The organism is Streptomyces mangrovisoli (assembly GCF_000974985.2).
GTDB classification, from domain to species: domain Bacteria; phylum Actinomycetota; class Actinomycetes; order Streptomycetales; family Streptomycetaceae; genus Streptomyces; species Streptomyces mangrovisoli.
This window is the reverse complement of the sequence record NZ_LAVA02000015.1, coordinates 77,028-100,544: the sequence shown is the minus strand read 5'-3', so window position 1 is coordinate 100,544 and position 23,517 is coordinate 77,028. Positions and strand designations below refer to the sequence as shown.

Here is a 23,517-nt window from a genome sequence, read left to right as displayed (position 1 = left end):
GCCTGCTAGAAGGCAGCCCGGAAATGACGATGCAGTAGGAGAGCCGGCGTGAGCTTGAGGATCGTTGTCACTGTGAAGTACGTGCCCGACGCCACTGGCGACCGGCACTTCGCCGATGACCTGACCGTCGACCGGGACGACGTGGACGGTCTGCTCTCCGAGCTGGACGAGTACGCGGTCGAGCAGGCGCTCCAGATCGCCGAGGACGCGGACGACGCCGAGGTCACCGTTCTCACCGTCGGCCCGGAGGACGCGAAGGACGCGCTGCGCAAGGCCCTCTCGATGGGCGCCGACAAGGCGATCCACGTCGAGGACGACGACCTGCACGGCACGGACGCCATCGGCACCTCCCTGGTGCTGGCCAAGGCCATCGAGAAGGCCGGCTACGACCTGGTCATCTCCGGCATGGCCTCCACCGACGGCACCATGGGTGTCGTACCGGCGCTGGTCGCGGAGCGTCTGGGCGTCCCGCAGGTCACCCTGCTCTCCGAGGTCAAGGTCGAGGACGGCACCGTCACGGGCCGCCGCGACGGCGACGCCGCCAGCGAGCAGCTCGAGGCGTCCCTGCCGGCGGTCGTGTCGGTCACCGACCAGTCGGGCGAGGCGCGGTACCCGTCCTTCAAGGGCATCATGGCGGCCAAGAAGAAGCCGGTTCAGTCCTGGGACCTGTCCGACCTCGACATCGAGGCGGAGGAGGTCGGTCTCGACGGTGCCTGGACCAAGGTCGACGCCGCGAACGCGCGTCCGGCCCGCACCGCCGGCACGATCGTCAAGGACGAGGGCGAGGGCGGCAAGCAGCTCGCCGAGTTCCTCGCGGGCCAGAAGTTCATCTAGGCCCCGCAGTCTCGCTGACCGCCCCTCAATCCATCCCCGCAGGAGAGCATTCCCATGGCTGAAGTCCTCGTCTACGTCGACCACGTGGACGGTGCCGTCCGCAAGCCCACCCTGGAGCTGCTGACCCTCGCCCGCCGCATCGGCGAGCCCGTCGCGGTCGCGCTCGGAGGCGGCGCCGCCGACACCGCCGCCACGCTCGCCGAGCACGGCGCGGTGAAGGTCCTCACCCACGAGGCCGCCGAGTACGCCGACTACCTGGTCGTCCCGAAGGTCGACGCGCTCCAGGCCGCCGTCGCCGCCGTCTCCCCGGCCGCCGTGCTGGTCCCGTCCTCCGCCGAGGGCAAGGAGATCGCCGCCCGTCTCGCGCTGCGCATCGGCTCGGGCATCATCACCGACGCCGTCGACCTGGAGGCCTCGGACGAGGGCCCGGTCGCCACCCAGTCGGTGTTCGCCGCGTCCTTCACCACCAAGACCCGTGTCGCCAAGGGCACCCCGGTCATCACGGTCAAGCCCAACAGCGCCGCCGTCGAGGCCGCCCCGGCCGCCGGCGCGGTCGAGGCCCTGGCCGTGTCGTTCTCCGCGCTCGCGACCGGTACCAAGGTCACCGGCCGTACGCCGCGCGAGTCCACCGGCCGCCCGGAGCTGACCGAGGCCGCGATCGTCGTCTCCGGCGGCCGTGGCGTCAACGGCGCGGAGAACTTCGCGATCATCGAGGCCCTCGCCGACTCGCTCGGCGCGGCCGTCGGCGCCTCCCGCGCCGCGGTGGACGCCGGCTGGTACCCGCACACCAACCAGGTCGGCCAGACCGGCAAGTCGGTCTCGCCGCAGCTGTACATCGCCAACGGCATCTCCGGCGCCATCCAGCACCGCGCCGGTATGCAGACCTCGAAGACGATCGTCGCGGTCAACAAGGACCCCGAGGCTCCGATCTTCGACCTGGTCGACTACGGCGTCGTCGGCGACCTGTTCGACGTCGTCCCGCAGCTGACCGAGGAGGTCAAGGCCCGCAAGGGCTGATCCCCCCGCTCGCCGAGGCCCCCGTGACCGCTCAGGTCGCGGGGGCCTCGGCGTACCCCGGCCCGTCCGGCAGCGCTCAGGACAGCGTCAGCGACACCCGCACCGGCAGATGGTCGCTCGGGTACTGGCCGTCCACGTGGTACAGGTCGACCGCGGCCCGCTGCGCGGTCACGCCCGGTGTCACCAGGATCCAGTCGATCCGCCGGTCATCGAGGGCGGGCGGCTCGAAGCCGTGGAAGGTCGCGTACGACGGCCCCCGTTCGGCCGCCGCGTCCCAGGCGTCGACCAGCCCGGCGGCGAGCAGCGTGGCGTGCACGGGGTCGTCCGCCAGGCAGTTGAAGTCGCCGGTCACCACCACCGGCAGCCGCCGGTCGAAGCCGTGCAGCCGCTCGGCGATGAGCGCCGCCGAACGGGTGCGGGCGTACCCGCTCGCGTTGTCGAGGTGCGTGTTGAGGACGTAGAACTCCTGCCCTGCGTCCCCCAGATCGCGGAACCGGACCCAGGTGACGATCCGCGGATGGTCGGCGCCCCAGGTGTTGGAGCCGATCACCTTCGGCGTGTCGGAGAGCCAGAAGTGGTCGTACGCCACCGGCGCGAGCCGGCGGTTGTCGTAGAAGACGGCCGTCTGCTCGTCCTCGCTGCCGCCCCGGCGGCCGGTCCCGATCCAGTCGTACGACGGCCCGAGGTCCGCCGCGATGTCGCGCAGCTGCTGGTAGATGCCCTCCTGCGTGCCGATGACGTGCGGCGCGGCCCGGCGCAGCAGCTCCCGCATCACCGGGCGCCGGTCCGCCCAGCTGTTGGGCTCCCGGTCGCTCGCGTACCGCAGATTGAAGGTCATGACGTCGAGCTCGCGGCCCCGCGGCCGCAGTGCCGAAGCGGGTTCGGACCCCACCAGCGGCAGCGCCACCGCGATCCCGAGTGCCACTCTCAGTCCCATCCGTCGTGTGACGTCCGCGAAGTGCGCCACATGCTCCCCCTCCCCTTGCGGGTCAGGATGAGGGCAGGCGGCGCTCCACGGAAGACCGCCCGGTGCCACGAAGGGTGTTGACCTGCCGGAAGCGGGCCGGTTACGTTCCTTCAACAGATTGTTGATTCTGTGGTGCGGGAAGCCGCCGAACCGGAGGATGGGGCATGGGTCAGGGTCAGCAGGAGAAGGTGGCGACGAGCCTCGCGGGGACCGTCGGCGAGGAGATCAGCGCCTCCCTCGCGCCGGTCGACGCGGAACTCGCGGCCCGCTACCCCGGGGACCCCGGCACCCGCCAGCCGGTCCACACCGTCTACGTCCCCGGCGACCTCCTCACCGCCGACACCGTCCGCTCCTGGGGCGACCAGGCCCTTGCCGCGCTCGACGAGCACGCCCCCGACGCCGCCTCCCTCGCCGCCGTCCTCGGCCTCTCCGACGACCTCGCCGGACCCGTGCACGACCGGGTCCGCGCCAAGCTGCGCCAGGAACCCGTCGAGGACCTGCGCGTCGACTTCGAGGACGGCTACGGCCACCGCGCCGACGCCGAGGAGGACCACGCGGCGGCCCGTGCGGCCCGGCTCGTCGCGCGGGCGTACGCCGACGGCACGGCGCCGCCGTACACGGGCATCCGCATGAAGTGCATGGAGGCCGCCGTGCGCGACCGGGGCATCCGCACCCTCGACGTCTTCCTCACCGGGCTCATGGAGGCGGGCGGACTGCCCGGCGGACTCGTCCTCACACTGCCCAAGGTGACCTATCCCGAGCAGGTCACCGCCATGGTCCGGCTCCTCGACGCGTTCGAGAGGGCGCACGGCCTCGCACCCGGCCGGATCGGCTTCGAGATCCAGATCGAGACGAGCCAGGCCATCCTCGCCGCCGACGGCACCGCCACCGTCGCCCGGATGATCCAGGCGGCCGAGGGACGCGCCACCGGCCTGCACTACGGCACCTTCGACTACAGCGCCTGCCTCGGCGTCTCCGCCGCCCACCAGGCCTCCGACCACCCCGCCGCCGACCACGCCAAGGCGGTCATGCAGGTCGCGGCGGCGGGCACCGGCGTGCGCGTCTCGGACGGCTCCACCAACGTCCTGCCGGTCGGCCCGACCGCACAGGTCCACGCCGCCTGGCGGCTGCACTACGGTCTCACCCGCCGCGCCCTCGCCCGCGCCTACTACCAGGGCTGGGACATGCACCCCGGCCACCTGCCCACCCGGTACGCGGCCGTCTTCGCCTTCTACCGCGAGGGCCTCGCCGCGGCGGCCGCCCGCCTCGCCCGGTACGCCGAGCGGGCCACCGGCGACGTCATGGACGAGCCCGCCACCGCCAAGGCGCTCAGCGGCTACCTGCTGCGCGGCCTGGACTGCGGCGCGCTCGACCTCGCCGAGGTCACCGGGCTGACCGGCCTGGACCGGGCCGGCCTCGAAGCGTTCGCGACGCCGCGCCGGGGGGACCTGACGGCTTCGGCGGGGTGAGCGGTCCCGGCCCCGACGGGCCCGTGGCGGGCGGGCGTCGCGCCGGCCCGTACCGCTCCAGGCCCGAGGCCGTCACCAGCCCCTCCTCGGCGAACACCCGCGTGCCCCGCGCGCACAGCTCCCGGTCCGCCCGCGCCCGCGCGCTGAACTCCTCCGGTGTCGTCCCGAACAGCCCGCGCAACTGCGCCGAACCCTCCAGGAGTTCGCCGAGCAGCGCCCGCTGCCCCGGATACGTCAGCGGGGCGCCGGAGCCGTCGTGCAGCACGCCGTGCCGGTTGACGTAGGCGGACACCTCCGGCACCGTCTCGCCGTTCTCCAGCAGGACCCGGACGTCCGGCGAAGGCAGCGTGCGCCGCTCGTAGTTGCCGGTCGGCGAGCACACGCCCTCGCTGTCGTCGATCACGCCCAACTGCCGCTCGTCGAGCCACAGGACGAACAACTCCCGTACGACGCCCGGCGCCCGGACCGGTGACGAGGACACATACCCCGCGAGCGACACATGCGCGGAGACCCCGATCTCGACCCCCGTGACCCGCGCCTTGACCATCGGGACCGGCGAGGCGATGCCGGACTCGGCCATCTTGTGGCGCAGTTGGGCCGGGCAGGCGTTGGAGCCGACGCACAGGACGGGCGTGCGGTCCGGGTGTGTCAGCCGCTCCAGCGGCATCATCCGGTTGCCGTCGAGGAGCCCGGACCGCGCGGGCCAGGAGCCCGGGTAGCGCAACGGGTGCTCCCGCGGGGCCTGCGCCAGACCCAGCGCCTCCAGCGACCGGTCGTCCATCGCCGCCCTCCGGCTCTCAGTCCGCGGGCGGCAGTTCGCCCGAGCCGCGGGTGATCAGCCGGGTCGGCAGCTCCACCCGCTCGGGCGTGACCAGCGAGCCGTCCAGCTGACGGAAGAGGCGCTCGGCGGCCGTACGGCCGAGGGCAGCGGCGTCCTGCGCGACGACCGTGACGCCCGGCTGGAGCAGGTCGGCGAGCTCGATGTCGTCGAAGCCGACGAGGGCGACCTGACGCGTCTGCCCGGCGAGCACCCGGATCACCGTGACCGTCACCCGGTTGTTGCCCGCGAAGATCGCGGTGACGGGGGCGGGCCCGCGGAGCATCTCCTCGGCGGCCCGGCGCACCCGCTCCGGGTCGGTGACGCCCAGCGACATCCACGCGTCCTCGACCGGTATGCCCGCGTCCTCCATCGCCGCGCGATAGCCGCGCAGCCGCTCCTCGGCCGTGTGGATGCCGGGCATGTCACCGATGAAACCTATCCGCCGGTGGCCGTGGGCGATCAGATGGGCCACGCCGTCGCGGGCCCCGCCGTAGTTGTCCGACAGCACCACGTCGGCGTCGATCCGCCCGGCCGGACGGTCCACGAACACCGTCGCCACGCCCGCCTTGATCTCCGGCTCCAGATAGCGGTGGTCGTCGCCGGCCGGGATCACCACGAGCCCGTCCACCCGGCGCGCGCACAGCGCCAGCGCCAACTCCTGCTCCCGCTCGGGGTCCTCGGCGCTGGAGCCGTTGAACAGCAGCGTGCCGTGGGCGCGGGCCACCTCCTCCACCGCCCGGCTGAGCGGGCCGTAGAACGGGTCGGACAGGTCCTCCAGGACCAGGCCGATGCTCGCGGTGCGGCCCTTGCGCAGCACGCGCGCGCTGTCGTTGCGGCGGAAGCCGAGCGCGTCGATGGCCTCCTGCACCCGCCGCTCGGTGTCCGGGGTGACGCCGGGCTCGCCGTTGACCACGCGGGAGACCGTCTTCAGGCCGACACCGGCGCGCGCCGCGACGTCCTTCATCGTCGGGCGGTTGCCGTAACGGTTCCCCGCGTGGTGCTCGGCGGGGCGGGAGGTGCGGCGAATGGCCTCGGGCACGATGCGCTGTCCTGTCTCGTCTTCCACGGGGGTGCGGCGGTCCATGGTTTGTATGAGGATGTGGCGTCGAGCATAGAGCCTGGACAACGTTGTCATGAGCGCGAGAGACTGTCCAACGCATTCTCCGGCCCGCGTCCCCCAGCGTCGGACCGCCCGCCCATCCCTCACGTTCGACGGGGAGACCTGACTCTTGATGACCACCGACCTCGTGGCCGCGCTCGACATCGGCGGCACCAAGATCGCCGGCGCGCTGGTGGACGGCCGCGGCAGCATCCTGGTGCGGGCCCAGCGCGCGACGCCCGCGCAGCAGGACGGCGAGACCGTCATGCGGGCCGTGGCGGAGGTGCTCGGCGAGCTCGCGGCCTCGCCCCTGTGGGACCGGGTCGCCGCGCTCGGCATCGGCAGCGCCGGTCCGGTGGACGCCTCGGCGGGTACGGTCAGCCCGGTCAACGTGCCGGGGTGGCGCGGGTTCCCGCTGGTGGAGCGGGTGCGTGCGGCGGTCGGCGAACTGCCCGTCGAGCTCATCGGCGACGGCGTGGCGATCACGGCGGCCGAGCACTGGCAGGGTGCCGCGCGCGGCCACGACAACGCGCTGTGCATGGTGGTCTCGACCGGTGTCGGCGGCGGTCTGGTGCTGAACGGGCAGCTCTACCCCGGTCCCACCGGCAACGCCGGTCACATCGGCCACATCAGCGTGGACCTCGACGGCGACCTCTGCCCGTGCGGGTCGCGCGGCTGCGTGGAGCGGATCGCGAGCGGCCCCAACATCGCCCGGCGGGCGCTGGACAACGGCTGGCTGCCCGGTCCCGACGGGGACGCCTCCGCCGCCGCCGTCGCGGCCGCCGCCCGGGCCGGCGATCCGGTCGCGGTGGCGTCCTTCGAGCGGGCCGCGCAGGCGCTGGCCGCCGGGATCGCGGCCACGGCCACCCTGGTCGAGATCGACATCGCCGTCATCGGCGGGGGCGTGGGCAAGGCGGGCGACGTCCTCTTCGGCCCGCTCAACAAGGCCCTCGCCTCCTACGCCACGCTCTCCTTCGTCAGCCGCCTGACGGTCGTGCCCGCGCAGATGGGCACGGACGCGGGGCTGGTGGGGGCGGCGGCCGCGGCGCTGGCCCTTCGGGCGGATTCGGCGGCGGCCGGGGTGTAGGCCGGTTCCCACGGGCCAGGAGTCGGGCGCTTCGGGTGGTGCCCCTGTGCGGGTGCGCCGTGGCCGGTCGCGCAGTTCCCCGCGCCCCTGAGAGGGGGTTGGCCCGTGCCCTGTAAGGGGCGCGGGGAACTGCGCGCTGAGCCCCCACCGGCCGGTGGTCGGGTGCTGTGCGTGGTGTCCCCGTGCGGGTCCGTTGCGGCGGGTCGCGCAGTTCCTCGCGCCTCCGACGGGGCACGCCCGAACACCCCTCTCAGGGGCGCGGGGAACTGCGCGATCGGGCCCACCGGCCGGAGGCGTCACGGGCGGCCGAAGCGGGACGCGATCTCGCGGTGGCGGGCCGCCGCCCGGGCCGCCTGGGCCGGCGTCACCGGTGAGCCCGGCAGCGCCGCCAGATGTTCGAGGCGCTCCGCGAACCGCAGGTGCTGGCGCTGCGCGTACTCCCGGCAGGGCAGGCAGGTCACCCGGTCCGGCCGCGGCGACGTCATCGCGAACGGCACCCGCTGACGGCAGCCGGTGGTCACCGTGCTCGGCAGGTCGGCGGCCAGGCCGAAGGTTCCCGCCAGCAGATTGCGCACGGCGGCGTTGCTGCCCGGCACCCTGATGTCGACGTGGATGTGCCCGTCGTCGCCCATCGCCCGCACCTCCTGACCGCCGTCGCCCCCTCCTGACGAGGATGCCAGCCCATGGCCCCGTCCCCGGGCGTGACCTGGACGGCCCCCGGACGGTTGAACCGGTCATGAAGAAGCGCAGCATGCTCGCCATCGCCTCCCTCGCCACCGGGTTCGTCGTCGCGGCGATCACCCCCTCGCAGCACGCCACGGACCACCACGTCCTCGGCGACGGGAGCCTCCGGGACACCCTCGGCGCCCTCGACCACACGTTCAGCCAGGACAGCTTCGGCCCGGCCGACGAGGCCCCGGCGCAGACCGACTGACCCCGCGCGCGGGCGGCGCCGGCGACCTCGCGGGCCGAGGACCCGGCGCCGATCCCCCGGGACCCCGCGGGGGACCCCGTCGGGGTCCCGGTCGGGCGCCCTCAACTGGGGCTGGTTTCCGTGGCAGGGTGGAGCGGGCAAGCCACAGGGGGCCAACAGAAGAGGGGGAATCGTGATCGTCTGGATCAACGGTGCGTTCGGTGCGGGGAAGTCCACCACCGCACGGGAACTGATCGAACTGATCCCGAACAGCACGCTTCTCGACCCCGAGGTCATCGGCGCGGCACTGACGCACCTGCTGCCCGCCAAGCGCCTCGCCGAGGTCGGCGACTTCCAGGATCTGCCGATCTGGCGGCGGCTCGTGATCGACACCGCGGCGGCGATGCTGGCCGAGCTCGGCGGGACCCTCGTCGTCCCCATGACGCTGCTCCGCCAGGACTACCGCGACGAGATCTTCGGCGGTCTCGCCGCCCGCCGGATCGCCGTACGACATCTGCTGCTCGCCCCGGCCGAAACGATCCTGCGCGAGCGGATCGCGGCCCGGGAGATCCCCTCCGACCTGCCCGACGGGGAGATCCGGGTACGGCAGTGGGCCTACGACCACATCGAGCCGTACCGCGCGGCGCTCGACACCTGGCTCACCGCCGACGCGCATGTGATCGACACCGGCGCGCTCACCCCGTACGAGACGGCCGTCCGCATCGCCGAAGCCGTCGGCAGCGGCGCCGCGCCCTACTGCGACATCGTGCAGACCCCGGAGCCGACCGCCGAGACGGTGGCCGCGGGTGTGCTGCTCTTCGACGAGCAAGACCGCGTGCTGCTCGTCGACCCCACCTACAAGCCGGGCTGGGAGTTCCCCGGCGGCGTCGTCGAGGCGGGCGAGGCGCCCGCGCGGGCGGGGGTGCGCGAGGTCGAGGAGGAGACCGGGATACGGCTGGAGGACCTGCCCCGGCTGCTCGTCGTCGACTGGGAGCGGCCCGCGGCGCCCGCGTTCGGCGGGCTGCGGCTGCTGTTCGACGGCGGCCGACTCGACTCCGCCGAGGCCGGACGCCTCCTGCTCCCGGGCCCCGAACTGCGCGCCTGCCGCTTCGTCACCGAACAGGAGGCGGCCGACCTGCTCCCGCCCGTACGGTACGAACGTCTCCGCTGGGCCCTGCGTGCCCGCGAGCGCGGCGCCGCGCTGTACCTGGAGGCGGGGGTCCCGGTCGGCAGGTGACAGGACCCTACGGGTCGCTGTGGCCGCCGGTGCCTCTGCGTCCGCCCGTCGTCCTGGGCTGATCGCGCGGGTCCCCGCGCCCCTCAAGGGGCACGGGGACCCGTGCGACCGGCCCACCACCGGGCCGCGCCCGGACATGCCCGAACTCGCCTCGATCTCAGGGCCGTTGGAGCCTTCCACGCCCTCGTATGTCCCCACCGGGCAACTTTGCGTCGGCTGGGGGGTTCCGAGAGGAAAGCGAGGGCGAATTGTCGCCGTCCCGGTATGAACACGAACCCGAGAGAAGTACACGGGCGTTCTAACGTCTTGGCGCAGCTCAGTTTCCTCGCGGCCGCCGGCCGATGTGACACGGCCGGATCTCCCGCCAGTCGAAGGAGGGACATGCGCGCGCACACCTCTGCCCTCACGAAGGGCCTCACGCTCGCCGCCGGGCTCACCCTGATCCTGGCCGCCTGCAGCGGCGGCAGCGGCGGTGGATCCGACAAGAGCGGCTCGGCCGGGCTCACGTCGTGCACCACCCAAGGCAAGGCGAACACCTGCAACGGGGGCACCACCAAGTCCGGTGGCTCCTTCACCTACGTGCTGGAGAAGAACATCCAGCAGTGGAACGTCCAGGACGTCAACGGCAACACCTTCGAGAACGCCGAGGCCCTCGAGGTCGTCCTGCCCCAGGTGTTCGTCCCGCAGCCCGACCTGTCCGTGGCGCTCAACACCGACCTGGTCACCTCGGCCACGCAGACCAGCTCCAGCCCGCAGACCATCGTCTACAAGATCAACCCGAAGGCGTCGTGGAACGACGGCACGCCCATCAGCGCCGACGACTTCATCTACTACTGGCGTACCAACAACGGCAAGGACTGCCCGCCGCCTCCCTCCAGTGACGCGACCCAGACCAAGGGCTGCCTGCCGCAGAGCACCGCGGGCTACGACCGCATCAAGTCCCTCACCGCCTCCGACAACGGCAAGACCGTCACGATGGTGATGTCCAAGCCGTACTCGGACTGGAAGTCCCTGTTCGGCGCCGGGTATCCGCTCTATCCCGCCCATGTGGCCGAGAAGATCTCCGGCGCGAAGACCGGCGACGCCGCTCATATGACGGCCGCTCAGATGACCGCGGGCTGGCAGTACTTCCAGAAGAACCCGCCGACCAAGTACGCCACCGCAGGCGCCTACAAGATGTCCGAGTGGGCCGACAACGACCACGCCACCTACGTCCCCGACCCCAAGTGGTGGGGCGCGAAGAAGGCGTCGCTGAAGCGGCTGGTGTTCAAGGTGATCTCGGACGCCACCCAGGAGCCCATCGCCCTCAAGAACAACGAGGTGCAGGGCATCTATCCGCAGCCCGAGGTGGACCTGGTCAACCAGGTCAAGGACATCCCCAACGTCACCTACGTCATCGGCAACGGGCTGACCTGGGAGCACTTCGACCTGAACCTGCACAACCCGGTGATCGGCAAGTACACCGCGCTGCGGCAGGCGATGTTCACCGCGATCAGCGTCAAGGACATCATCGCCAAGACGGTCGGCCAGTTCGATCCGAGCGTGAAGGCCCTCGGCAACCACAACTTCGTGCCCGGACAGGCCGGTTACCAGGACGTGGTCAGCGGCACCGGGCAGGGCTCGGGAGATCTCACCAAGGCGAAGAAGTACCTCACGGACGCGAAGTTCACCGGCGTCGGCAGCGCGCTGAAGACCCCGGACGGAAAGTCCGTCGGCCCCTTCAACTGCCGCTACACCACCGGCAACCAGATCCGGCAGAGCGAGTGCCAGATCCTCCAGAGCGACCTCGCGAACCTCGGCATCAAGGTCACCATCAAGCCGATCGGCGCCGCCGACCTCGGCACGGTCCTCGCCGGGCACCAGTACGACATCATCGTCTTCGCGTGGGTCGCACCGCCCTTCCCCACCTCCGGCGCCCAGCAGAACTGGTACACCGGCGGCGGCGGAAACTACGGCGGCTACAGCGACAAGAAGGTCGACGCCCTGATCGCCCAGGCCATCGGCGAGACGGACCAGACGAAGGCCGCCTCGCTGCTCAACCAGGCCGACCAGATCATGACGGACGCGGCCTACGTCCTGCCGCTCTACCAGAAGCCGACGTTCCTGGCGGTGCAGACGCGCTACGTGAACATGCGCAACAACGCCACCAACGTGGGCCCGGCCTACAACACCGGTGAGTGGGGCCTCAAGAAGTAACCCCCCTTGTCCCGCAGCGGAGTTCCGGCCCCGGCCAGCCCGGGGCCGGCACCCGCGGGCCGTCGAGAGAAGACCGCATGCTCGCCTACACCGTGCGCCGCATCCTCGTCTCCATCCCCGTCCTCGTCGTCTCGACGTTCGTCGTCTTCCTGGTCGTCGTCAACTCCGGCGACCCGGTCGCCAACTTCGCCACCTCCCGGCAGCCCGCTCCCAGCAAGGCCGCCGTCGCCGCGTTCGCCCGCCACATCCACGCCGACCAGCCGGTCATGGAACGCTACTGGCACTGGATCACCGGCGTGCTGCACGGCGACTTCGGCCCGTCCGTGCAGTCCAACCTGGACATCGGGCACGACCTGTTCACCCGCTTCCGGGTCACCGTCACCCTGGTCGCCTCCGCCATGGTCATCGCCCTGCTGCTGGCCGTGGTCTTCGGCGTGTTCAGCGCGATCCGCCAGTACTCCGCCGCCGACTACGCCATCACCTTCGTCGGCTTCCTCTTCCTCGCCATGCCGGTGTTCTGGTTCGCCGTCCTGCTCAAACAGGCCGGGATCTGGTTCAACGAGCAGACCGGGAGCCAGTTCCTCGGCACCATCGGGGAGAAGTCGCCGTACCTCGAAGTGGACACCACCTGGAACGAGTTCACCGACCGCCTCGGCCATCTCGTGCTGCCGACCATCACCCTCGCCCTGGTCTCCTTCGCCTCCTGGACCCGCTACACCCGCGCCTCCATGCTCGAAGTGCTCGGCAGCGACTACGTCCGCCTCGCCCGCGCCAAGGGCCTGCGCCGCCGCACCGTCCTGGTCCGGCACGCCCTGCGCACCGCGCTGATCCCGCTCGCCACCGTCACCGCCCTCGACATCGCGATCATCCTGGGCGGCGCGGTCATCACCGAGACGATCTTCCAGTGGCACGGCATGGGCGAGATGCTCGTCCAGTCGGCCCAGGCCGTCGACGTCTACCGGACCATGGCCTGGCTGCTGCTGTCCGCCGTCGTCGTCATCGGGTTCAACCTGCTCGCCGATCTCCTCTACGCCGTACTCGACCCGAGGATCCGCTATGACTGAGATCGACGCACCCGGGGCCGCGGACTCCCGACGGCCCGCCCGGGAACACGAGTTCACCGTCGAGCAGCGCAGCCAGACCCGGCTCGTGCTGCGCCGCTTCGCCCGCCACCGCGCCGCCATGGCCAGCCTCGTGGTGTTCGTGCTGATCGTGCTGTGGGCGTTCGTCGGACCGCACCTGTGGCACTACTCCTACGCCAAGTTCACCCCGGACAACTCCCAGGCCCCTTCCCGGAAGCACCCGTTCGGCACCGACTCCTCCGGATACGACGCCTACGCCCAGGTCATGCGCGGCACCCAGACCTCCCTCAAGGTCGCCATCCTCATCGCGCTCGGCTCCACCGCCGTCGGCGCCGTCTGGGGAGCCGTCGCCGGCTTCTACCGCGGCCTCGTCGACGCCGTCATGATGCGCGTCGCCGATCTCGTCCTCACCCTGCCGCTGTTCGCGATCGCCCTCGTCATCTCCTCGCGCAGCGGCGGCTCCTGGTACTGGATCGCCGCCGTCATCGCCGGACTCACCTGGGCCTACGTCGCCCGCGTGGTGCGCTCCACCGTACTGTCGCTGCGCGAGAAGGAGTTCGTGGAGGCGGCACGCGCCCTCGGCGCCTCCGACACCCGGATCATCCTCCGCCACCTGCTGCCCAACGCGCTCGGCCCGATCATCGTCAACGCGACCGTCCTGGTGGCCACCGGCATCCTCACCGAGACCGCCCTGTCCTTCGTCGGCTTCGGCGTGCAGCCGCCCGACACCTCCCTCGGCCTGCTCGTCTCCCAGGCGCAGACCGCCGTCGACACCCGGCCGTGGCTCTTCTACATCCCCGGCGCCTTCATCATCGCCATCGCCCTGACCATCAACTTCATCGGCGACGGGCTGCGCGACGCCTTCGACCCCCGCCAGCAAAGGGTGCGCCAGTGACCACCACCAGCCATGGGGTGCGCGACGTGCCCGTCACCGACGCCGTCCTCGAAGTCGACGGCCTCACCGTGGAGTTCCCCACCGAGGACGGCACCGTGCGCGCCGTACGCGGCGTCGGCTACCGCCTCGACCGCGGCGAGTCCCTCGGCATCGTCGGCGAGTCCGGCTCCGGCAAGTCCGTCACCGCCCTCGCCGTCATGGGCCTGCTGCCCGGCACCGCCCGCGTCGGCGGCTCCGTGCGCTTCGAGGGCACCGAACTGCTCGGGCTGTCCGACGCCCGCCTCTCCGACCTGCGCGGCAGCGGCATCGCCATGATCTTCCAGGACCCGATGACCTCCCTCAACCCCGTCCACACCGTCGGCCACCAGATCACCGAGACCCTCCAGCGCCACCACCCCGGCCTGAACCGGCGCACCGCCCGCGCCCGCGCCGTCGAACTCCTCGGCACCGTCGGCATCCCCGGCCCCGAACGCCGCGTCGACGCCTACCCGCACGAACTCTCCGGCGGTATGCGCCAGCGCGTCGTCATCGCCATCGCCATGGCCAACGACCCCGACGTCATCATCGCCGACGAACCCACCACCGCCCTCGACGTCACCGTCCAGGCCCAGATCCTCGAAGCCCTCCAGACCGCCCGCGCCGAGACCGGCGCCGCGCTCGTCCTCATCACCCACGACCTCGGCGTCGTCGCCGGCCACACCGACCGCGTCGCCGTCATGTACGCCGGACGGATCGTGGAGACCGGCTCCGTCGAGGACATCTTCTACACCCCCCGGATGCCCTACACCCTCGGCCTGCTGGGCTCCCTGCCCCGCCTCGACCGCGACGAGGAACGCCTCACGCCCATCACCGGCTCGCCGCCGTCCCTGCTGAACCTCCCGCCGGGCTGCCCCTTCGCGCCCCGCTGCCCCCTGCGCCGCGACACCTGCGACGACACCGAACCGGCGCTGCGCCCCGTCGGCCCCGAACCCCACTTCAGCGCCTGCCACTTCGCCGCCGAACTCGCGGACACCGGCGCCGAGGACGTCTTCGACACCGTCGGCGCCGACGCCGAGGCCCTCGCCCGCTACGCCGACGCCACCACCCCCGACGAGCCGCCAAAGGACACCGTATGACCCGGTCCGAGCCCGCCGCCGCAGCCCTGCCGCCGCTCGCCGGACACGGCGGCACCAGCGAACCCGTGCTCCAGGTACGCGACCTCGTCAAGCACTTCCCCGTCATGTCCCGCGGCGTGGTGCGCCGCCGCGTCGGCGACCTGCACGCCGTCTGCGGGGTCTCCTTCGACCTGTTCGAGAACGAGACCCTCGGCCTCGTCGGCGAGTCCGGCTCCGGCAAGACGACCGTCGCACGCACCGTGCTCAACCTGGAGACCGCCACCTCCGGCCGGGTCCGCTACCGCGGCCGCGACCTCACCGCACTCGACAGACGCCGGATGCGGCCCCTGCGCCGCGAACTCCAGATCGTCTTCCAGGACCCCTACGCCTCGCTCGACCCGCGCATCTCCGTCCACGAGATCGTCGCCGAACCCCTGCGCATCCACGGCCGTTACGGTCCCGGAGCCAAGGACGAGGTCCGCGAACTGCTGCGCCTCGTCGGCCTCAACCCCGAGCACGGCAACCGCTTCGCCCACGAGTTCTCCGGCGGCCAGCGCCAACGCATCGGCATCGCACGGGCGTTGGCCCTGCACCCCAAGGTGATCGTGCTAGACGAGCCGGTCTCCGCCCTCGACGTCTCCATCCAGGCCGGCGTCCTCAACCTGCTGATGGACCTCCAGAGCGAACTCGGCCTGTCGTTCCTCTTCGTGGCCCACGACCTGTCCGTGATGCGGCACGTCGCCCGCCGGGTCGCCGTCATGTACCTGGGCCGCCTCGTCGAGATCGCACCCGCCCGCGAACTGTTCGCCCGCCCCGCGCACCCCTACACCCAGGCCCTGGTCTCCGCGATCCCGCTGCCCGACCCGCGCAAGGAACGCGCCCGCACCCGCATCACCGTCCAGGGCGACGTGCCGAGCCCCGTACGCCCGCCCAGCGGCTGCCGCTTCCGCACCCGCTGCCCCACCTTCGCCCGGCACCTCACCGACAGCGAACGCACCGCCTGCGTCGAGGAGGTGCCCGCCCTGGTCGACCGCGGCGGCGGCAACCCGGTCGCCTGCCACTACGCCCGGAACGTGACCCTGCTGTAGGGCGGTCGTGCCGTAGGGCGGGTCGTGCTGCGGGGCGGTCGGCGCGGCCTCGCCGCCCCGGACGCGACACCGGGCGGCCGGGAACCCACCCGACCGCCCGGTGTCGTGGACCAACCGGCTCAGCCCGCCGCGTAGTTGCGCAGGAACAGCGCCTCCGCCACCGACAGCCGCTCCAACTCCTCAGGAGACACGCTCTCGTTCAGCGCGTGGATCTGCGCCTCCGGCTCGCTCAGGCCGATCAGCAGGATCTCCGCCTCCGGGTAGAGCGTGCCGAGGGTGTTGCACAGCGGGATCGACCCGCCCTGACCGGCGTACTGCATCTCCTCACCCGGGTAGGCCACCGCCATCGCGTCGGCCATCGCCTGGTACGCCGGGCTGGTGGTGTCGGCCTGGAACGCCTGCCCCTGCCCGATCAGCTCGGTGCTCACCCGGGCGCCCCACGGCGTGTGCGCCTCCAGATGCGCCTGGAGCAGCTTGCCGGCCTCCGCCGCGTCGATGCCCGGCGGCACCCTGAGGCTCACCAGCGCCCGCGCGCCCGCCTGCACCGACGGGGTCGCGCCCACCACCGGCGGGCAGTCGATGCCGAGCACCGTGACCGCCGGACGGGCCCAGATCCGGTCGGCGACCGTACCGGAACCGATCAGCTCCACGCCGTCGAGCACCTTCGCGTCCCGCCGGAACTGCGCGTCGTCGTACTGCAGGCCCTCCCACGCCGCACCGCCGTCGAGACCGTCGACCGTGGTCGAACCGTCCTCGGCCCGCAGCGAGTCGAGGACCCGCACCAGCGCCGCCAGCGCGTCGGGCGCGGCCCCGCCGAACTGCCCGGAGTGCAGGTTGCCCTGGAGGGTGTCGATCTGCACCCGCACCAGGGTCATGCCCCGCAGCGTGGTGGTCACCGTCGGCAGGCCCACCCGGAAGTTGCCCGAATCGCCGATCACGATCGCGTCCGCCGTCAGCAGCTCGGGGTGCGCCTCGGCGTACCGCTCCAGGCCGCCCGTGCCCTGCTCCTCGGAACCCTCGGCGATCACCTTGACATTGACCGGCACACCGCCGTTCGCCTTCAGCGCGCGCAGCGCCAGCAGGTGCATGATCACACCGCCCTTGCAGTCCGCGGAGCCACGGCCGTACCAGCGGCCGTCGCGCTCGGTCAGCTCGAACGGGGGAGTGGTCCAGCCGGCCTCGTCCAGCGGCGGCTGCACGTCGTAGTGCGCGTACAGCAGAACCGTCCGCGCGCCCTCCGGGCCGGGCAGGTAGCCGTAGACCGACTGCGTGCCGTCGGGGGTGTCGAGCACGGCCACGTCCTCGAAGCCCTCGGTGCGCAGCGCGTCGGCGACCCAGTTCGCGGCGCCCTCGCTCTCGCTCCGCGGGAACTGGTCGAAGTCCGCCACCGACCGGAAGGCCACCAGCTCGGCGAGCTCCGCCTTGGCCCGGGGCATCAGCGAGGCGACGGTCTCCGCGACCGGATTCGACGACATGGGCACGCTCCTTGTGGGTGCGACGTTGTACAGATGAGTACGGCGAACGCCCCGCATGACCTGGCAGTGCGGAGCGCTCGCGCACTTCCGTGTTCCTGTGATCGTGCGAGCGTACGCCCACCCCGGCGTGCGCGGCGCATACGGTCCCCGATCCTCCCACAGCGGGTTGATCGAGGGCCGCCGTAGGATGCGGGAGACAGCAGCGGCAGGCACTGTGATCGGGAGCAGCGGACCATCGTGAGCAGCGAGAACTCTTCGGCGGACGACGTGCGGCAGGTGTGGGACGTCGTCGTGGTGGGCGCGGGCCCGGCAGGGGCTTCGGCCGCGTATGCGGCGGCGGTCGCGGGACGGCGCGTGCTGTTGCTGGAGAAGGCCGAACTGCCCCGGTACAAAACGTGCGGCGGCGGCATCATCGGCCCCTCCCGCGACGCCCTGCCACCCGGCTTCGAGCTGCCGCTGCAGGACCGGGTGCACGCGGTGACCTTCTCCAACAACGGCCGCTTCACCCGGACGCGCCGGTCCCGGCAGATGCTCTTCGGGCTGATCAACCGGCCCGAGTTCGACCAGCAGCTGGTCGAGCACGCGCAGAAGGCGGGCGCCGAACTGCGCACGGGCGTCACCGTGCAGCGCGTCGAGCAGCACGGCTCGGCGGTGCCGGACCGCCGTTCGGTCGCCGTCGTGCTCCAGGGCGGCGAGACGATCCTCGCGCGGGCCGTGGTCGGCGCCGACGGCAGCGCCAGCCGCATAGGAGCCCATGTCGGCGTGAAGCTGGACCAGGTCGACCTCGGCCTGGAGGCCGAGATCCCGGTGCCGGAGACCGTCGCGGAGGACTGGAAGGGCCGGGTCCTCATCGACTGGGGCCCGATGCCCGGCAGCTACGGCTGGGTCTTCCCCAAGGGCGACACCCTCACCGTCGGCGTCATCTCGGCGCGTGGCGAAGGCGCGGCGACCAAGCGCTACCTCGAGGACTTCATCGCCCGGCTCGGCCTCGCCGGCTTCGAACCGGCCATCTCCTCGGGTCACTTGACCCGCTGCCGGGCCGACGACTCGCCGCTGTCCCGCGGCCGGGTGCTGGTGTGCGGTGACGCGGCCGGCCTGCTGGAGCCGTGGACCCGGGAGGGCATCTCGTTCGCGCTGCGCTCGGGACGGCTCGCGGGCGAGTGGGCGGTCCGCATCGCGGAGGCGCACGACGCGGTGGACACCCGGCGCCAGGCGCTGAACTACGCGTTCGCCATCAAGGCCGGGCTCGGCGTCGAGATGAGCATCGGCAAGCGGATGCTCGCGGCGTTCGAGCGCCGGCCCGGCATCTTCCACGCGGTGCTGACCGGGTTCCGGCCCGCATGGAAGGCGTTCAAGGACATCACCCGGGGTGCGACGACCCTGGGCGAGCTGGTCCGCACCCACCCGATGGCGCACCGCGCCCTGGTCGCCCTGGACCGCCGGCCGGCCGTCGCGGCCGCGCCGGAGACCGAGACGGCGGAGGCCAGTCCCGGCGAGGAGCCCGGGACCGCGCAGGAGGGTCCCCAGGACGGGACGCAGGGGGGATCGCAGGACGCGGTCAGCTCGTAGCGGCCGGTCGTTCCGGCCCGGGCGTCCTCAGACGGGCGTCCCTGAGCCGGGCAGTCCCCGGCCGGGCGGCCCTGAGCCGGGGCAGTCCCCGGCCGAGGGCCCTCGGCAGCGCAGCCGACGACAGCCGGGCGACCCCCGGCCGATCAGTCGAGAGCTGATCGGCCGGGGGTCGCCCGGTTCGGTGGCCGTCAGTGCGCGGCCGTGATCCGGAAGACCGGGTGGTCGGGGGCGATGCGGAGCAGCTCCTCGTCCGAGGAGTCGGGGCCGACGCCGTTGAAGAAGACGCCGACCTCGGCCTTCCAGTGCTTGAGGTAGGCGCGCAGGATCGGCGCCTTCTCGGCGTCGGCGACCTCGGTCGCCGAGAACGCCTCGACGCCCTTGCCGAGCCGCAGCTCGCCCCCGCCGGCCGCGCGCATGTTGTGCGTCCACTGCACATGCCCGCGCGGGGCGACGAGATAGCGCTGACCGTCCAGGGTCAGCGGGTTGACGGGGGTGGTGCGCCATTCACCGCTCTTGCGGCCGCGGACCGCGAGCACCCGGGAGCCGCGCAGGCTGAGACCACGGCGGGTGAACCAGGCCACGATCCGGTTGGCGACGTTGACGGTGAACCAGCCGGGCTTCTGCACGTGGGTGGACATGGCTACTTCCTCCTGGAAGCGAAAAGGTGAGCGGTGCTCTGTGGCGAGATTGCCGCTCTCTTTTGTGAGCAGTGCTCTCGCTCAAGGAGAGTGTGCGGGAGATCGGTGATCCAAAGCAAGAGCAGTGCTCTCTTTTTTTTGGCGGGGGTGCCGATGGCGCCGTGTGGCGTGCGGGCGAGGGGGTGCTCCCGGTTCGGCCCCGCCCCCTGCCCCTCGCCCCCGCCCCGTCCAGAAAGCACCGCTCTCATATAAGAGCACTGATCTGATCCGTGTGCACTGCTCCGGTTTCGTGGAACACTCGCAGACATGAGCACCTCGCAAGGAAGCACCAGCTCCGCCGGCTCCGGCAACGCCTCCCTCGGCGCCCGTGCGCGAGCCCGGGTGGAAGTCACCGCCGCCATCAAGGACGAGGCGCGCAGACAACTCGCCGCGGAGGGCGCCGTCAAGCTCTCGCTGCGCGCCGTGGCCCGCGAACTCGGCATGGTCTCCTCCGCGCTCTACCGCTACTTCCCCAGCCGCGACGACCTGCTGACCGCCCTCATCATCGACGCCTACGACTCGCTCGGCGAGTCCGCCGAGGCCGCCCTCGCGCGCGCCGACGGGGCCGCGCCCGCCGAGCGGTGGATCGCCGTGTGCGAGGCGGTACGGGCCTGGGCGCTCGGGCATCCGCACGAGTACGCCCTGATCTACGGCTCGCCGGTGCCCGGCTACACCGCACCCGAGGAGACGATCCCGCCCGCCGCCCGGGTGGGGCTCGTCCTGATCGGCATCGTGCGGGACGCCCTGCGCGACCACGGCCTGGCGAGGCCCCCGCTGCCCGCCGCGCTGCGCCCCGAGGCCGAGCGGATGGCCGCCGACCTCACGCCGGATCTGCCGCCCGAGACCGCGGTCGCGCTGGTCGCGGCGTGGGCGCAGCTGTACGGGCTGGTCGGCTTCGAGCTGTTCGGCCAGTTCCATCGCGTGGTCGAGGACCGCGGCCCCTTCTTCCGTCACGCGGCGGGCCAACTCGCCCACGGGGTCGGCCTCGTGTACGCGCCGCCGCAGGACCCGACCCCCCGCCCGCCCGACTGAGGAAACCGGCCCCACCCGCCGACCGGCCCGCGGTCTCTCCAGGCGCCGCCCCGCCCCGGCCGACCGCTCGCCGGCCGGCGGCGTACTTCCCGGGGAGTACAGGTGATCACCCCGCCCGGCGGACGTCGTCGCGCGGGCCGGGCGTCTAGCGTGGCGGGCATGGACGAGCAGCGGGTGACCGGCGGTGGAGGGCCGCCGTGGCGGCGGCGGTACGGCCCTCCGTGGCATCGCGAGCCGGACGAGGGGACCCGCGGCTCGCGGTGGCCGTGGCGCTCCACGGTGCTGCTCACCCTCTTCGTGCTCGCCGGGTCGGGCTTCTCGGCCCACTTCCAGCACGGCGACCGGGCCCCGCTCGACGCGTTCGGGCGGGTCCTGCTGATCGTGGCGTCGGGCCTGCTGCTGTGGCGCCACCGGCACCCGGTGGCCGTCGTGTTCGGCACCGCCGGCGCGACCGCGGTCTACCTGGGCGCCGGATACCCCTACGGCCCGGTCTTCCTGGCGGTGGCGGTGGCCTGCTTCAGCGCCGTGGTCGCCGGGCACCGGCGGGCCGCCTGGACCGCGGTGGCGATGCTGTGGGCGGCGCAGGTGCTGGTGTCGGCATGGCTGTACCGGTGGCTGCCGCCCGCCGGGGACGGGCCCGGCTCGGTCGACCAGGAGATCGTCGTCACCACCTGGATCATGGTGATCGTGACGTTCGCGGAGGTCGCCCGGGTCCGCCGCGAGCAGTGGGCGCGGGAGCGCGCCGAGCGGGCCCGCAGGACGCAGCGCCGCGCCGACGAGGAGCGGCTGCGGATCGCCCGCGAACTGCACGACGTGCTCGCCCACAGCATCTCGGTGATCAACGTCCAGGCCGGCGTCGGGCTCGCCCTCCTCGACTCCGACCCGGAGCAGGCGCGGACCGCCCTGACGACCATCAAGGCGGCGAGCAAGGAGGCCCTCGGCGAGGTCCGGCAGGTGCTCGACACCCTGCGCGCCCCCGGCGCCGCTCCCCGCACGCCCGCGCCCGGCCTGGACCGGCTCCCCGAACTGGTGGAGCAGGCGGTGAGCGCCGGTCTGACGGTCACCGTGGAGGGTGAGCCGCCCCGGCTGGCCCCCGGCACCGACCTGGCGGCCTTCCGTATCGTGCAGGAGGCGCTCACCAATGTCGTACGGCACTCGGGTTCGCGGGTCGCGCGGGTGCGCGTGGGCCGCGACGACAGCGGCTCGGCGCTGTCCCTGCGGGTCGACGACGACGGTCCCGCGGCCGCCGCCGGAGCCGACGCGGGCGGCAGCGGCAACGGCCTGGCCGGGATGCGGGAGCGGGCCGCCGCGCTCGGTGGCACGATCGAGGCGGGTCCGCGTGCGGACGGCGGCTGGCGGGTGCTGGCCGTACTGCCGTTGAGGGTCAAGGAGGACCGGTGATCCGGGTACTGCTCGCCGACGACCAGTCGCTGGTCCGGGCCGGGTTCCGCGCGCTGCTCGACGCCCAGCCCGACATCGAGGTGGCCGGGGAGGCCGCCGACGGGGAGGAGGCGGTGCGCGCGGTGCGTGAACTGCGCCCGGACGTCGTCCTGATGGACATCCGGATGCCGCTCGTGGACGGGCTCGCCGCGACCCGCAGGATCACCGAGGACGAGGAGTACGGCGAGGTCAAGGTGGTCATGCTCACCACCTTCGAACTCGACGAGTACGTCTTCGAGGCGATCCGTTCCGGCGCGTCCGGCTTCCTGGTGAAGGACACCGAACCGGCCGAACTCCTGCGCGCCGTGCGGGCGGTGGTCGAGGGCGACGCGCTGTTGTCGCCCGGCGTGACGCGGCGGCTGATCGCCGAGTTCGCGGCCCGTTCCAAGGAGCCCGCGGTGGCGGACGCGCTGTTCCGGCTCACCGAGCGGGAGCGGGAGGTGATGGCGCTGGTCGGGATCGGCCTGTCCAACGAGGAGATCGCCCGCCGCCTGGTCGTCAGCCCGCTCACCGCGAAGACCCATGTCAGCCGCACCATGGTCAAGCTGGGCGCCCGCGACCGCGCCCAACTGGTCGTGCTCGCCTACGAGTCGGGACTCGTACGGCCGGGCTGGCTGGGCTGAGCGGCCCGGCCGCACCGGGCGGACCGTTCAGCTCCAGTTGATCCCGGACCGCTCCCGCCACAGCCGTGCCGCAGCGGGGTCCCCCGTCACCGCCGGGAACGGCCGCCGGTTCCACAGCGCGAGGTACAACTCGGCCGCCGTACCGGCCACTTCGCAGTCGCCGTCGCCGAGCGAGCTGTCGCCGAGCGGGCCGTCGGCCGTGTCCTCGCGTTCGGCGGCCGGCGGCTCGGACGACAGCCGTACCGCCCATACGGCGTCGCCGCCGTCGGCGCCCGCGCCGGTCGCCCGGACGCGCAGCAGCCTGGGGCGGTCGGCCCGGACCCGGCTGCGGGAACGGGCGTGGAAGCCGCGCAGCAGCTCGTCGATGCCGTCCACCGCGAAAGCGTCGGTGATCTCCGTCGGCGCGCCACCGCGGGCGGATTCGGCGTCGACCCGGTGCACGGTCGTCTCGTGCGCCTGCCGCCGGGCCCAGAACGCGAGCGGGGAGGGCGCGGGCAGGAAGGACCAGCAGGCGACGTCGGGCGCGGCGGAGCGCAGCGTGTCGACCAGGGACCGGTGCCCGTCCCGGAACCAGGCCAGCAGCTCCGCGCCGTCGAGGTCGGGCAGCCCGCCGTCGGGCCGCGGGGACGTGTGTCCCTCGGCGACGTGGGCCGCCGCCCACCGGTGCACCATGCCGGTGTGCCGCAGCAGGTCGCGTACCCGCCAGTCGGGGCAGGTCGGCACCGGGGCGTCGGTTCCCGCCCGCTCGGCGGCCGCCGCCAGCAGCGCGCCCTCCCGGTCCAGCACGCGCGTCAGCTCCGCAGTCTCCATGGGGCGAGTGTGCCGTACGGGACACGGCGCCCGGGCGGCACGCCCGGCCCCGAGGAGCCCGTTCGCCGCGACGTACGTGCCACCGGGGCGCAG

Annotated in this window: 22 protein-coding genes; 15 read left to right on the top strand and 7 right to left on the bottom strand. The window is 72.7% G+C overall.

Features of this window, described 5'->3' with window-relative positions; all coding sequences use genetic code 11:
* The first annotated feature begins 48 nt into the window (after positions 1 to 48).
* Both WN71_RS07150 and WN71_RS07145 read left to right on the top strand, forming a co-directional pair.
* Positions 49 to 834 (top strand): electron transfer flavoprotein subunit beta/FixA family protein, encoded by a 786-nt coding sequence (locus tag WN71_RS07150; RefSeq protein WP_046585118.1) that lies wholly within the window; start codon positions 49 to 51, stop codon positions 832 to 834.
* Between the two features lie 54 nt (positions 835 to 888).
* Positions 889 to 1,851 carry an electron transfer flavoprotein subunit alpha/FixB family protein gene (locus WN71_RS07145; RefSeq protein ID WP_046585119.1) on the top strand — a complete coding sequence of 321 codons (963 nt, stop codon included), beginning with the start codon at positions 889 to 891 and terminating at the stop codon, positions 1,849 to 1,851.
* A 76-nt stretch (positions 1,852 to 1,927) separates the two neighbouring features.
* Here the strand turns inward: WN71_RS07145 and WN71_RS07140 are convergent, their stop codons facing one another.
* Entirely contained in the window at positions 1,928 to 2,788 is an 861-nt protein-coding gene (locus tag WN71_RS07140) for an endonuclease/exonuclease/phosphatase family protein (RefSeq protein ID WP_046585322.1), read from the bottom strand.
* A gap of 194 nt (positions 2,789 to 2,982) precedes the next feature.
* Between WN71_RS07140 and WN71_RS07135 the strand changes: the two genes are divergently transcribed.
* Positions 2,983 to 4,287: a DUF6986 family protein gene (locus WN71_RS07135; RefSeq protein WP_046585120.1), complete on the top strand. Its 1,305-nt coding sequence runs from the start codon at positions 2,983 to 2,985 to the stop codon at positions 4,285 to 4,287.
* Here WN71_RS07135 and WN71_RS07130 read toward each other — a convergent pair.
* Both WN71_RS07130 and WN71_RS07125 read right to left on the bottom strand, forming a co-directional pair.
* Complete coding sequence (locus WN71_RS07130; protein WP_240529584.1) at positions 4,202 to 5,068, bottom strand: hypothetical protein; 867 nt, start codon at positions 5,066 to 5,068, stop codon at positions 4,202 to 4,204. The two genes, WN71_RS07135 and WN71_RS07130, sit on opposite strands and share 86 nt — an antisense overlap.
* A gap of 16 nt (positions 5,069 to 5,084) precedes the next feature.
* Positions 5,085 to 6,191: a LacI family DNA-binding transcriptional regulator gene (locus WN71_RS07125; RefSeq protein ID WP_206300031.1), complete on the bottom strand. Its 1,107-nt coding sequence runs from the start codon at positions 6,189 to 6,191 to the stop codon at positions 5,085 to 5,087.
* 148 nt (positions 6,192 to 6,339) lie between these two features.
* Here WN71_RS07125 and WN71_RS07120 point away from each other — a divergent pair, with 148 nt between their 5' ends.
* On the top strand, positions 6,340 to 7,293 hold the full coding sequence (locus WN71_RS07120; RefSeq protein ID WP_046585121.1) for an ROK family protein: 954 nt from the start codon (positions 6,340 to 6,342) through the stop codon (positions 7,291 to 7,293).
* A 296-nt stretch (positions 7,294 to 7,589) separates the two neighbouring features.
* Here the strand turns inward: WN71_RS07120 and WN71_RS07115 are convergent, their stop codons facing one another.
* Complete coding sequence (locus WN71_RS07115; protein ID WP_046585122.1) at positions 7,590 to 7,925, bottom strand: hypothetical protein; 336 nt, start codon at positions 7,923 to 7,925, stop codon at positions 7,590 to 7,592.
* A gap of 104 nt (positions 7,926 to 8,029) precedes the next feature.
* Between WN71_RS07115 and WN71_RS07110 the strand changes: the two genes are divergently transcribed.
* The 7 genes from WN71_RS07110 (at position 8,030) to WN71_RS07080 (ending at position 15,798) form a co-directional block, all read left to right on the top strand.
* Positions 8,030 to 8,227, top strand: coding sequence for a hypothetical protein (locus tag WN71_RS07110; protein WP_046585123.1), 198 nt, complete (start codon positions 8,030 to 8,032; stop codon positions 8,225 to 8,227).
* Between the two features lie 169 nt (positions 8,228 to 8,396).
* Positions 8,397 to 9,443, top strand: coding sequence for an NUDIX hydrolase (locus WN71_RS07105; RefSeq protein WP_046585124.1), 1,047 nt, complete (start codon positions 8,397 to 8,399; stop codon positions 9,441 to 9,443).
* Between the two features lie 381 nt (positions 9,444 to 9,824).
* On the top strand, positions 9,825 to 11,639 hold the full coding sequence (locus WN71_RS07100) for an ABC transporter family substrate-binding protein (protein WP_046585125.1): 1,815 nt from the start codon (positions 9,825 to 9,827) through the stop codon (positions 11,637 to 11,639).
* 77 nt (positions 11,640 to 11,716) lie between these two features.
* Positions 11,717 to 12,703 carry an ABC transporter permease gene (locus WN71_RS07095; protein WP_046585126.1) on the top strand — a complete coding sequence of 329 codons (987 nt, stop codon included), beginning with the start codon at positions 11,717 to 11,719 and terminating at the stop codon, positions 12,701 to 12,703.
* Positions 12,696 to 13,616, top strand: a complete 921-nt coding sequence (locus tag WN71_RS07090) for an ABC transporter permease (RefSeq protein ID WP_046585128.1) — start codon at positions 12,696 to 12,698, stop codon at positions 13,614 to 13,616. Before WN71_RS07095 ends, WN71_RS07090 begins: the two co-directional genes overlap by 8 nt.
* The gene (locus WN71_RS07085) at positions 13,613 to 14,731 is read left to right on the top strand and encodes an ABC transporter ATP-binding protein (protein WP_240529583.1); all 1,119 of its coding nucleotides are present in this window, start codon (positions 13,613 to 13,615) and stop codon (positions 14,729 to 14,731) included. The genes WN71_RS07090 and WN71_RS07085 overlap by 4 nt, the downstream gene beginning before the upstream one ends.
* Positions 14,728 to 15,798, top strand: coding sequence for an ABC transporter ATP-binding protein (locus WN71_RS07080; protein WP_046585131.1), 1,071 nt, complete (start codon positions 14,728 to 14,730; stop codon positions 15,796 to 15,798). The genes WN71_RS07085 and WN71_RS07080 overlap by 4 nt, the downstream gene beginning before the upstream one ends.
* Positions 15,799 to 15,917: 119 nt before the next feature.
* On the opposite strand, the gene WN71_RS07075 is transcribed toward WN71_RS07080, so the two are convergent.
* Positions 15,918 to 17,273 (bottom strand): dipeptidase, encoded by a 1,356-nt coding sequence (locus tag WN71_RS07075; protein WP_046585133.1) that lies wholly within the window; start codon positions 17,271 to 17,273, stop codon positions 15,918 to 15,920.
* A gap of 237 nt (positions 17,274 to 17,510) precedes the next feature.
* Here WN71_RS07075 and WN71_RS07070 point away from each other — a divergent pair, with 237 nt between their 5' ends.
* Complete coding sequence (locus tag WN71_RS07070; RefSeq protein WP_079177700.1) at positions 17,511 to 18,842, top strand: geranylgeranyl reductase family protein; 1,332 nt, start codon at positions 17,511 to 17,513, stop codon at positions 18,840 to 18,842.
* A gap of 188 nt (positions 18,843 to 19,030) precedes the next feature.
* On the opposite strand, the gene WN71_RS07065 is transcribed toward WN71_RS07070, so the two are convergent.
* Positions 19,031 to 19,480: a nitroreductase family deazaflavin-dependent oxidoreductase gene (locus WN71_RS07065; protein ID WP_046585134.1), complete on the bottom strand. Its 450-nt coding sequence runs from the start codon at positions 19,478 to 19,480 to the stop codon at positions 19,031 to 19,033.
* A gap of 306 nt (positions 19,481 to 19,786) precedes the next feature.
* Here WN71_RS07065 and WN71_RS07060 point away from each other — a divergent pair, with 306 nt between their 5' ends.
* The 3 genes from WN71_RS07060 (at position 19,787) to WN71_RS07050 (ending at position 22,614) form a co-directional block, all read left to right on the top strand.
* The gene (locus WN71_RS07060) at positions 19,787 to 20,551 is read left to right on the top strand and encodes a TetR/AcrR family transcriptional regulator (protein ID WP_046585135.1); all 765 of its coding nucleotides are present in this window, start codon (positions 19,787 to 19,789) and stop codon (positions 20,549 to 20,551) included.
* 159 nt (positions 20,552 to 20,710) lie between these two features.
* Positions 20,711 to 21,952, top strand: coding sequence for a sensor histidine kinase (locus WN71_RS07055; protein WP_107469588.1), 1,242 nt, complete (start codon positions 20,711 to 20,713; stop codon positions 21,950 to 21,952).
* Positions 21,949 to 22,614, top strand: coding sequence for a response regulator transcription factor (locus WN71_RS07050; RefSeq protein WP_046585137.1), 666 nt, complete (start codon positions 21,949 to 21,951; stop codon positions 22,612 to 22,614). The genes WN71_RS07055 and WN71_RS07050 overlap by 4 nt, the downstream gene beginning before the upstream one ends.
* A 27-nt stretch (positions 22,615 to 22,641) precedes the next feature.
* On the opposite strand, the gene WN71_RS07045 is transcribed toward WN71_RS07050, so the two are convergent.
* Positions 22,642 to 23,424 (bottom strand): maleylpyruvate isomerase family mycothiol-dependent enzyme, encoded by a 783-nt coding sequence (locus WN71_RS07045; protein ID WP_046585138.1) that lies wholly within the window; start codon positions 23,422 to 23,424, stop codon positions 22,642 to 22,644.
* Positions 23,425 to 23,517 lie beyond the last annotated feature (93 nt).

Coding starts and splice junctions, on each gene's coding strand:
- WN71_RS07145 (WP_046585119.1), top strand. CDS start 889: ATGGCTGAAGTCCTCGTCTACGTCGACCACGTGGACGGTGCCGTCCGC.
- WN71_RS07140 (WP_046585322.1), bottom strand. CDS start 2,788: ATGGGACTGAGAGTGGCACTCGGGATCGCGGTGGCGCTGCCGCTGGTG.
- WN71_RS07135 (WP_046585120.1), top strand. CDS start 2,983: ATGGGTCAGGGTCAGCAGGAGAAGGTGGCGACGAGCCTCGCGGGGACC.
- WN71_RS07130 (WP_240529584.1), bottom strand. CDS start 5,068: ATGGACGACCGGTCGCTGGAGGCGCTGGGTCTGGCGCAGGCCCCGCGG.
- WN71_RS07125 (WP_206300031.1), bottom strand. CDS start 6,191: ATGGACCGCCGCACCCCCGTGGAAGACGAGACAGGACAGCGCATCGTG.
- WN71_RS07120 (WP_046585121.1), top strand. CDS start 6,340: ATGACCACCGACCTCGTGGCCGCGCTCGACATCGGCGGCACCAAGATC.
- WN71_RS07115 (WP_046585122.1), bottom strand. CDS start 7,925: ATGGGCGACGACGGGCACATCCACGTCGACATCAGGGTGCCGGGCAGC.
- WN71_RS07110 (WP_046585123.1), top strand. CDS start 8,030: ATGAAGAAGCGCAGCATGCTCGCCATCGCCTCCCTCGCCACCGGGTTC.
- WN71_RS07100 (WP_046585125.1), top strand. CDS start 9,825: ATGCGCGCGCACACCTCTGCCCTCACGAAGGGCCTCACGCTCGCCGCC.
- WN71_RS07095 (WP_046585126.1), top strand. CDS start 11,717: ATGCTCGCCTACACCGTGCGCCGCATCCTCGTCTCCATCCCCGTCCTC.
- WN71_RS07090 (WP_046585128.1), top strand. CDS start 12,696: ATGACTGAGATCGACGCACCCGGGGCCGCGGACTCCCGACGGCCCGCC.
- WN71_RS07080 (WP_046585131.1), top strand. CDS start 14,728: ATGACCCGGTCCGAGCCCGCCGCCGCAGCCCTGCCGCCGCTCGCCGGA.
- WN71_RS07075 (WP_046585133.1), bottom strand. CDS start 17,273: ATGTCGTCGAATCCGGTCGCGGAGACCGTCGCCTCGCTGATGCCCCGG.
- WN71_RS07065 (WP_046585134.1), bottom strand. CDS start 19,480: ATGTCCACCCACGTGCAGAAGCCCGGCTGGTTCACCGTCAACGTCGCC.
- WN71_RS07060 (WP_046585135.1), top strand. CDS start 19,787: ATGAGCACCTCGCAAGGAAGCACCAGCTCCGCCGGCTCCGGCAACGCC.
- WN71_RS07055 (WP_107469588.1), top strand. CDS start 20,711: ATGGACGAGCAGCGGGTGACCGGCGGTGGAGGGCCGCCGTGGCGGCGG.
- WN71_RS07045 (WP_046585138.1), bottom strand. CDS start 23,424: ATGGAGACTGCGGAGCTGACGCGCGTGCTGGACCGGGAGGGCGCGCTG.